Origin of the sequence: Comamonas odontotermitis (assembly GCF_014207855.1) — a bacterium.
GTDB classification, from domain to species: domain Bacteria; phylum Pseudomonadota; class Gammaproteobacteria; order Burkholderiales; family Burkholderiaceae_C; genus Comamonas; species Comamonas odontotermitis_A.
Map to the genome: position 1 here is coordinate 45594 of NZ_JACHKZ010000026.1, position 8064 is coordinate 53657.

7 protein-coding genes, 1 tRNA gene and 1 pseudogene are annotated in these 8064 nt (G+C 57.0%); all 9 read right to left on the reverse strand.

From position 1 onward, the window contains the following. Window positions 1-11: 11 nt before the first annotated feature. Entirely contained in the window at window positions 12-4124 is a 4113-nt protein-coding gene (gene rpoB, locus HNP33_RS16775; RefSeq protein ID WP_184710523.1) for a DNA-directed RNA polymerase subunit beta, read from the reverse strand. A gap of 274 nt (window positions 4125-4398) precedes the next feature. Further along, window positions 4399-4776 (reverse strand): 50S ribosomal protein L7/L12, encoded by a 378-nt coding sequence (rplL, locus tag HNP33_RS16780; RefSeq protein ID WP_184710525.1) that lies wholly within the window; start codon window positions 4774-4776, stop codon window positions 4399-4401. A gap of 37 nt (window positions 4777-4813) precedes the next feature. Beyond that, window positions 4814-5323 (reverse strand): 50S ribosomal protein L10, encoded by a 510-nt coding sequence (gene rplJ / locus HNP33_RS16785; RefSeq protein ID WP_184710527.1) that lies wholly within the window; start codon window positions 5321-5323, stop codon window positions 4814-4816. A gap of 243 nt (window positions 5324-5566) precedes the next feature. Continuing rightward, window positions 5567-6262, reverse strand: a complete 696-nt coding sequence (gene rplA, locus HNP33_RS16790) for a 50S ribosomal protein L1 (RefSeq protein ID WP_184710529.1) — start codon at window positions 6260-6262, stop codon at window positions 5567-5569. A 1-nt stretch (window position 6263) separates the two neighbouring features. Next, a complete protein-coding gene (gene rplK, locus HNP33_RS16795; RefSeq protein WP_184710530.1) occupies window positions 6264-6695 on the reverse strand; it encodes a 50S ribosomal protein L11 in 432 nt (143 codons plus the stop codon). 125 nt (window positions 6696-6820) lie between these two features. Beyond that, entirely contained in the window at window positions 6821-7414 is a 594-nt protein-coding gene (gene nusG / locus HNP33_RS16800; RefSeq protein ID WP_184710532.1) for a transcription termination/antitermination protein NusG, read from the reverse strand. After that, window positions 7414-7797 (reverse strand): preprotein translocase subunit SecE, encoded by a 384-nt coding sequence (secE, locus tag HNP33_RS16805; protein ID WP_184710549.1) that lies wholly within the window; start codon window positions 7795-7797, stop codon window positions 7414-7416. Before secE ends, nusG begins: the two co-directional genes overlap by 1 nt. 85 nt (window positions 7798-7882) lie before the next feature. Then, window positions 7883-7958, reverse strand: a tRNA-Trp gene (locus tag HNP33_RS16810). A 13-nt stretch (window positions 7959-7971) separates the two neighbouring features. Then, window positions 7972-8064: pseudogene (locus tag HNP33_RS16815) on the reverse strand (elongation factor Tu); the annotation flags it as partial.

The following is an 8064-nucleotide window of genomic DNA, read 5'->3' on the forward strand; positions in this document are numbered from 1 at the left end:
CCCCCTTCAAATTAAGAACGTTCCAGTTCGATGTCCAGGCCCAAGGAACGGATTTCCTTGACCAGCACATTGAACGATTCCGGCATGCCGGCTTCGATGGCGTGTTCGCCCTTGACGATGGACTCGTACACCTTGGTACGGCCTTGCACGTCGTCGGACTTCACGGTCAGCATTTCCTGCAGCACATAAGCGGCGCCGTAAGCTTCCAGCGCCCACACTTCCATTTCACCGAAACGCTGGCCACCGAACTGGGCCTTGCCGCCCAGAGGTTGCTGCGTCACCAGCGAGTAAGGACCGGTGGAGCGCGCATGCATCTTGTCGTCGACCAGATGGTGCAGCTTCAGGTAGTGCATGTAGCCGATGGTGGTGGGACGCTCGAAGCGCTCACCGGTGCGGCCGTCATACAGGTAAGCCTGCGTACGTGGCTCGGTCAGGCCCTTGCGTGCCTGGATGTCATCAGGGTATGCCAGCTTCAGCATGTCCTTGATTTCCTGCTCCGAGGCGCCGTCGAACACTGGCGTTGCGAATGGCACGCCGTTCTTCAGGTTCTCGGCCATGGCCATGACCTGCTCATCGGACAGCTGCTTGAGGTCTTCCTTGCGGCCGCGGCTGTTGTACACCTCTTCCAGGAAGGAGCGCACTTCAGCAGCGCGGGCTTCGGCCTGCAGCATGTCGCCGATGCGCTGACCCAGGCCCTTGCCTGCCCAGCCCAGGTGGACTTCCAGCACCTGACCGATGTTCATGCGCGATGGCACGCCCAGCGGGTTCAGCACGATGTCGGCGGTGGTGCCGTCTGCCATGAATGGCATGTCTTCCACCGGCACGATCTTGGAGACCACACCCTTGTTACCGTGGCGGCCGGCCATCTTGTCACCAGGCTGCAGACGGCGCTTGACAGCCAGGTACACCTTGACCATCTTGAGCACGCCAGCCGGCAGCTCGTCGCCTTGCGTGAGCTTCTTGCGCTTTTCTTCGAAAGCCAGGTCGAAGTTGTGGCGCTGCTGCTCGATGGAGTTCTTGATGGACTCCAGCTGTGCAGCCACGTCATCTTCGGCTGGGCGAATGTCGAACCAGTGGAACTTCTCCACGCTGTCGAGGTACGCCTTGTCGATCTTCGTACCCTTGGCCAGCTTTTGCGGACCACCGTTGGCCACGCGGCCGTTGAGCAGCTTGGCAATACGGTCGAACGCGTCGGCTTCAACGATGCGCAACTGGTCGTTCAGGTCCAGACGGAAACGCTTGAGTTCATCGTCGATGATCTGCTGAGCACGCTTGTCGCGCTGGATGCCTTCACGGGTGAAGACCTGCACGTCGATCACGGTACCTTGCGAGCCCTGGTCCACGCGCAGCGAGGTGTCCTTCACATCGGATGCCTTCTCGCCGAAGATGGCGCGCAGCAGCTTCTCTTCTGGCGTCAGCGTGGTCTCGCCCTTTGGCGTGACCTTGCCCACCAGCACATCGCCAGGCTGCACTTCTGCACCCACGTAGATGATGCCGGACTCATCGAGGCGGTTGAGTTGCTGCTCGGACAGGTTCGGAATGTCGCGCGTGATTTCTTCGGCACCCAGCTTGGTGTCGCGAGCCATCACCACGAGTTCTTCGATGTGGATCGAGGTATAGCGGTCTTCCGCCACCACGCGTTCGGAGATCAGGATCGAGTCTTCGAAGTTGTAGCCGTTCCAGGTCATGAACGCGATCAGCATGTTCTGACCAATGGCGATTTCGCCCAGGTCGGTCGATGCGCCGTCGGCAATCACATCACCCTTGGCCAGAACGTCGCCACGCTTGACGACAGGGCGCTGGTGGATGTTGGTGTTCTGGTTGGAGCGCTGGTACTTGATGAGGTTGTAGATGTCCACACCCACTTCACCGGCCACAGCCTCTTCATCGTTCACGCGGATCACGATACGGGTCGCATCCACGTAATCAACGATACCGCCACGGGTAGCGGTCACCACCGTACCCGAGTCCACAGCGGCAACACGCTCGATACCGGTACCGACCATGGGCTTTTCAGGGCGCAGCACAGGCACGGCCTGGCGCGACATGTTGGCACCCATCAACGCGCGGTTCGCGTCATCGTGCTCCAGGAACGGAATCAGCGAAGCAGCCACCGACACGATCTGTGCAGGCGACACGTCCATGTACTGCACGCGCTCAGCCGACAGCAGGGTCGAATCACCGTTTTCACGGGCCGACACCAGGTCGCCCGTCAGGCGGCCGTCCTTGTCCAGCTCGGCATTGGCCTGAGCGATCACGTACTTGCCTTCCTCGATGGCAGACAGGTAATCGATCTCGTTCGTGACCTTGCCGTCCACCACGCGGCGGTATGGCGTTTCGATGAAGCCATACTCGTTCAAACGTGCGTACAGTGCCAGCGAGTTGATCAGGCCGATGTTCGGACCTTCAGGCGTTTCGATCGGGCAGACGCGACCATAGTGGGTCACGTGCACGTCACGCACTTCAAAGCCTGCACGTTCGCGGGTCAGACCGCCTGGGCCCAGAGCGGAAACACGACGCTTGTGCGTGATTTCTGCCAGCGGGTTGGTCTGGTCCATGAACTGCGACAGCTGCGAAGCGCCGAAGAACTCCTTCAGCGCAGCCGAGATCGGCTTGCTGTTGATGAGGTCGTGAGGCATCAGAGGCTCTTGCTCGGCCTGGCCCAGACGCTCCTTCACAGCCTTTTCGATACGCGCCAGGCCGGTGCGGAACTGGTTTTCGGCCAGCTCGCCCACGCAGCGCACGCGACGGTTGCCCAGGTGATCGATGTCGTCGACTTCGCCATTGCCGTTGCGCAGATCCACCAGGATCTTCACAACCTCCAGGATGTCTTCGTTGGACAGCACCATCGGGCCCGTCGGCGTGTTGCGGCCGATCTTGGCGTTGAACTTCATGCGGCCCACGCGCGACAGATCGTACGTGTCTTCGTTGTAGAACAAACGCTGGAACAGCGCTTGCACCGCATCTTCCGTTGGCGGCTCGCCAGGACGCATCATGCGATAGATGGCAACGCGGGCAGCGAACTCGTCCACGGTTTCATCGGTACGCAGCGTCTGCGAAATGTAGGCACCGTGGCTCAGCTCATTCGTGTAGATGCAAGGCAAATCCTTGATGCCAGCGCTGCGCAGCTTCTTGAGCAGCGCTTCGGTCAGCTCTTCGTTGGCCTTGGCAATGATCTCGCCGGTATCGGGATCAACGATGTTCTTGGCAACCACACGTCCGAGCAGGAAATCTTCTGGCACGCTGACAAACTGCGTGCCCGATTGCTCCAGCTCACGGGTATGGCGCGCGGTGATGCGCTTGTCCTTGGCCACCACCACCTTGCCCGACTTGTCGGTGATGTCGAAACGCGCAACTTCGCCCTTCAGACGGTCAGCCACAAACTCCATTTGTGCGCCGCTGTCCATCAGACGGAAATTGTCGTTTTCGTAGAAGGTCGCCAGGATCGACTCCGGCGTCATGCCAATGGCCTTCAGCAGAATCGACACCGGCATCTTGCGGCGACGGTCCACGCGGAAGTACAGCAGATCCTTGGGGTCGAATTCGAAGTCGAGCCACGAACCACGGTAAGGAATGATGCGCGCCGAGAACAGCAGCTTGCCCGAGCTGTGCGTCTTGCCCTTGTCGTGTTCAAAGAACACGCCAGGCGAGCGATGCAGCTGCGAGACGATCACACGCTCGGTGCCATTGACAATGAACGAGCCCTTGTCAGTCATCAGAGGCACTTCGCCCATGTAGACTTCCTGCTCCTTCACTTCCTTGACCACTTTGGATTGCGGCGTGGAGGACTCACGGTCGTAAATGATCAGCTGCACCTTGGCGCGCACGGCCGAGGAAAAAGTCAGACCACGGGTCTGGCATTCGCGCACGTCGAACGCGGGCTTGGCCAGGTTGTACTCCACAAACTTCATTTCCACGAAGCCGTTGTGGGAGACAATCGGGAAAGCAGAAGTGAAGGCAGCTTGCAGGCCTTCGTCAGTACGTTTTTTAGGGGCCGTGCCTGATTGCAAGAATGCCGTATAAGCATCTTTTTGCATTTGCAACAGGTAAGGCACTTCGAGCACGCTATCGCGGCTGCCGAAACTTTTGCGAATTCGCTTGCGTTCGGTGTAAGAATAGGCCATGAGATCTCCGGGCAAAGACATGAGTCCTGGGTCTTCGACGACAAACCCCTCAAAGGGGTTGCAGCTTGGCGGGTTGGCCACTACCAACCATGGCAGACGGTGGTGCATTGCACACCACCCGAACCAAGGGGTTTTCTAGTGTCGGATGTTAGAAAACACTACAAAACAATCAGATCAGAATGTTTTGTGGTGGCCTCTATACACAAAGGCTTTTCCAGAAGCACCAAAGGCTGGAGCACCTTTTCGGATACTCCAGCCTTGAAAAAGCCCTCAATTACTTGAGTTCGGCCTTTGCGCCAGCTTCGGTCAGCTTCTTGGCAGCAGCTTCGGCGTCAGCCTTGGGCATAGCTTCCTTCAGAACCTTAGGAGCGCCGTCGACCATGTCCTTGGCTTCCTTCAGACCCAGGCCGGTGATTTCACGCACGGCCTTGATCACGCCAACCTTGTTGGAACCAGCTTCAGCCAGCACCAGGTTGAACTCGGTCTTCTCTTCAGCAGCAGCAGCACCGCCAGCAGCGCCACCAGCAGCAGGAGCGGCCATAGCAGCAGCGCTCACGCCAAACTTCTCTTCAATTGCCTTGACCAGGTCGTTCAGTTCCAGAACAGTCATGCTGTCCAGGGCGGTCAGGAATGCGTCTTTATCGAATGCCATTTTGATTTCCTAAATATGTCGGTTGGTTTTGCCGCAATTAAGCTGCAGCAGCTTCGGCGCCTTCGCCCTTTTTGGCCGCCAGCGCGCCCAGCACAACGGCGGTACGCGAAATTGGCGACATGAGCAGGCCACACAATTGGGCCAGCAGCACTTCCTTGGAAGGCACGCTTGCCAGTTGCTTAACGCTATTAGCGTCCAACGCCTTTCCTTCGTATGCACCACCGCGAATCACCAACTTGTCGTTGGTCTTCGCGAAATCGGCCACCACCTTGGCAGCGGCGATTGCATCCTCAGAGAAACCGTAGATCAGCGGGCCGGTCATTTGGTCAGCCACCACTTCAAAGCTGCTACCAGCAACAGCGCGACGAGCCAGGGTGTTCTTCAGAACACTCAGCGTCACACCTTGCTTGCGTGCTTCCACGCGCAGCTTCGTCATGTCGGCGACCGTAATGCCACGGTATTCCGCGAACACAAGCGTTTGAGCTTTAGCGGCGAGGCTGGTCACTTCATTGATGACCGCTTCTTTCTCACTGCGATTCAGACTCAAGGTCTACTCCTTCAAATGCGCAAATCGGGGCGAGCCCCTCATGCGCGCTCTTGTTGCAGCGACCAACTGTTTTGGAAATTCATCCATCTGCAGCGGGATCGCCATCTGCGTTGGCCAAAGATTTAAGTGATCTTGCATCACACCAACGGTCTTGGATGGCCTGCTACGGAAATTTATTCAAAATCCATAGCAGCCCACCACACCAGACGGGCGCTACGCGCCAGTCTGACGATTTTTTAGCAATTACGCTGCGATGGTTTGTGCGTCAACGCGGACGCCCACACCCATCGTAGACGACACTGCCACCTTGCGCAGGTACAGGCCCTTGCTCGAAGCAGGCTTGGCCTTGTTCAGAGCATCCACCAGTGCAGCCAGATTGCCTTGCAGCTTGTCGTTCTCGAACGAGCGACGGCCGATGGTCGAGTGCACGATACCAGCCTTGTCAACACGGAACTGAACTTGACCAGCCTTGGCGTTCTTCACAGCCGTAGCCACATCAGGAGTCACCGTACCAACCTTGGGATTAGGCATCAGGCCACGTGGGCCCAGGATCTGGCCCAGGGTACCCACAACGCGCATGGCGTCAGGAGCAGCGATCACCACGTCGAAAGGCATGTCACCAGCCTTGACTTGCGCAGCCAGGTCGTCCATACCCACCACATCAGCACCTGCAGCCTTGGCTTCTTCAGCCTTGGCACCTTGTGCAAACACGGCAACGCGAGTGGTCTTGCCAGTGCCGTGAGGCAGCACCACGGCGCCACGCACCACTTGGTCCGACTTCTTGGCATCCACGCCCAGCTGAATTGCCACGTCGATGGACTCATCAAACTTGGCCGTTGCAGCTTCCTTGACGAGAGCTACTGCATCAGCAAATGCGTACAGCTTGGTGGTGTCCACCTTGCCTTGCAGGGCCTTTTGCTTCTTGGTCAACTTTGCCATTTCAGAGACCCTCCACCGTAACGCCCATGGAACGGGCAGAACCAGCCAACGTACGCACAGCGGCGTCCACATCAGCGGCGTTCATGTCCTTCAGCTTGGTCTTGGCGATCTCTTCCAGCTGAGCGCGGGTGATCTTGCCAACCTTGTTAGCCAGAGGATTGGACGAGCCCTTGTCCAGCTTGATAGCCTTCTTGATCAGCACCGTTGCAGGTGGGGTCTTGATCACGAAGGTGAAGCTCTTGTCCGCGAAAGCGGTGATCACCACAGGCAGTGGCAGACCTGGTTCAACACCTTGGGTCTGGGCGTTGAACGCCTTGCAGAATTCCATGATGTTCAAACCACGCTGACCCAGTGCGGGACCGATAGGTGGCGATGGATTGGCCTTACCAGCTGGCACTTGCAGCTTGATGAAGCCGACAATTTTCTTTGCCATTTTTAGCTCCTTGCGGGTACAAACGCCTGCACAACTACTGCACAGGCTCCCCGGGGTTAAGACTCTGTTTAGGCACCGAGTCCGTAAGTGCTTGAAAAGAAATCAGGTTTTTTGATGAAAAAGACTTAGGTCTTTTCAACCTGACCAAATTCGAGCTCAACAGGAGTTGAGCGGCCGAATATCATAACAGAAACGCGAAGTCGACTCTTTTCGTAGTTTACTTCTTCAACAGTTCCGTTGAAATCGGTGAAAGGGCCTTCCTTCACGCGGATCAGTTCGCCAACCATGAATTCGATCTTGTGGCGAGGCTTGTCTGAGCCTTCTTCCATCTGGTGGACGATCTTCTGCACTTCTGCTTCAGAGATCGGCGCGGGGCGATTTTTGGCGCCACCCACAAAACCGGTCACCTTGCTGGTGTGCTTCACCAAGTGCCAGGTATCGTCGTCCATCACCATTTCGACGAATACGTAGCCTGGGAACAAACGACGCTCGGTGGTCTTCTTCTGACCGTTGCGCACCTCCACCACCTCTTCGGTAGGCACCAGAATGCGGCCAAACTTGCTTTGCATGTCCGAACGGTTGATGCGCTCCTGGATATTGCGCTCCACCGCCTTTTCCATTCCCGAATAGGCATGCACGATGTACCAACGCAGATCTGGATTAGCAGCGCCAATAGGCGCCTCGGCGCCTGTATTCATTGTTTCGTCTGTGTTCGACATTACTTCCTCCAGCCCAGAACCAGGTCGTACAGAACCCACTCCAGCGTTTTATCAGTCATCCACAAGAACAACGACATGATGACAACAAACGCAAACACGTAAGCCGTCATCTGCAGCGTCTCTTTGCGCGAAGGCCAAACAACCTTTTTGACTTCGCGCCAGGAATCCTTGGCAAAACCAACAAACTGCTTACCAGGCTCAGACACTAGGAACACTGCAGCAGCAGCAATCAAGCCCACCAGCAACACAGCCCATTGCACCACCGAGCCTTGCTTGGACAGCAGGTAGAAACCTGCGATACCAGCAATGACCAATACTGCCACGGCAAACAGCTTGAGCTTGTCCGCACCAGAACTAACAGTTTCAACTTGTGTAGCAGCCATGTCGACAATCACATTAAAAAATAGGCATCATTCAAGACGCCGAAGCCCGCCATGATCTGGCGGGCTTGGTTTTCCACTTATTCAGTGGCAGGGGCAGTAGGAATCGAACCTACAACCTTCGGTTTTGGAGACCGACGCTCTGCCAATTGAGCTATACCCCTACGATCTCAAAGATTACGCAATGATCTTGGCAACCACGCCAGCGCCAACGGTACGGCCACCTTCGCGGATAGCGAAGCGCAGACCTTCTTCCATAGCGATAGGAGC

Bases quoted from the DNA above. Each gene is read 5' to 3' on its own strand.
- rpoB (WP_184710523.1), bottom strand. From the start codon at position 4,124: ATGGCCTATTCTTACACCGAACGCAAGCGAATTCGCAAAAGTTTCGGC.
- rplL (WP_184710525.1), bottom strand. From the start codon at position 4,776: ATGGCATTCGATAAAGACGCATTCCTGACCGCCCTGGACAGCATGACT.
- rplA (WP_184710529.1), bottom strand. From the start codon at position 6,262: ATGGCAAAGTTGACCAAGAAGCAAAAGGCCCTGCAAGGCAAGGTGGAC.
- rplK (WP_184710530.1), bottom strand. From the start codon at position 6,695: ATGGCAAAGAAAATTGTCGGCTTCATCAAGCTGCAAGTGCCAGCTGGT.
- nusG (WP_184710532.1), bottom strand. From the start codon at position 7,414: ATGTCGAACACAGACGAAACAATGAATACAGGCGCCGAGGCGCCTATT.
- secE (WP_184710549.1), bottom strand. From the start codon at position 7,797: ATGGCTGCTACACAAGTTGAAACTGTTAGTTCTGGTGCGGACAAGCTC.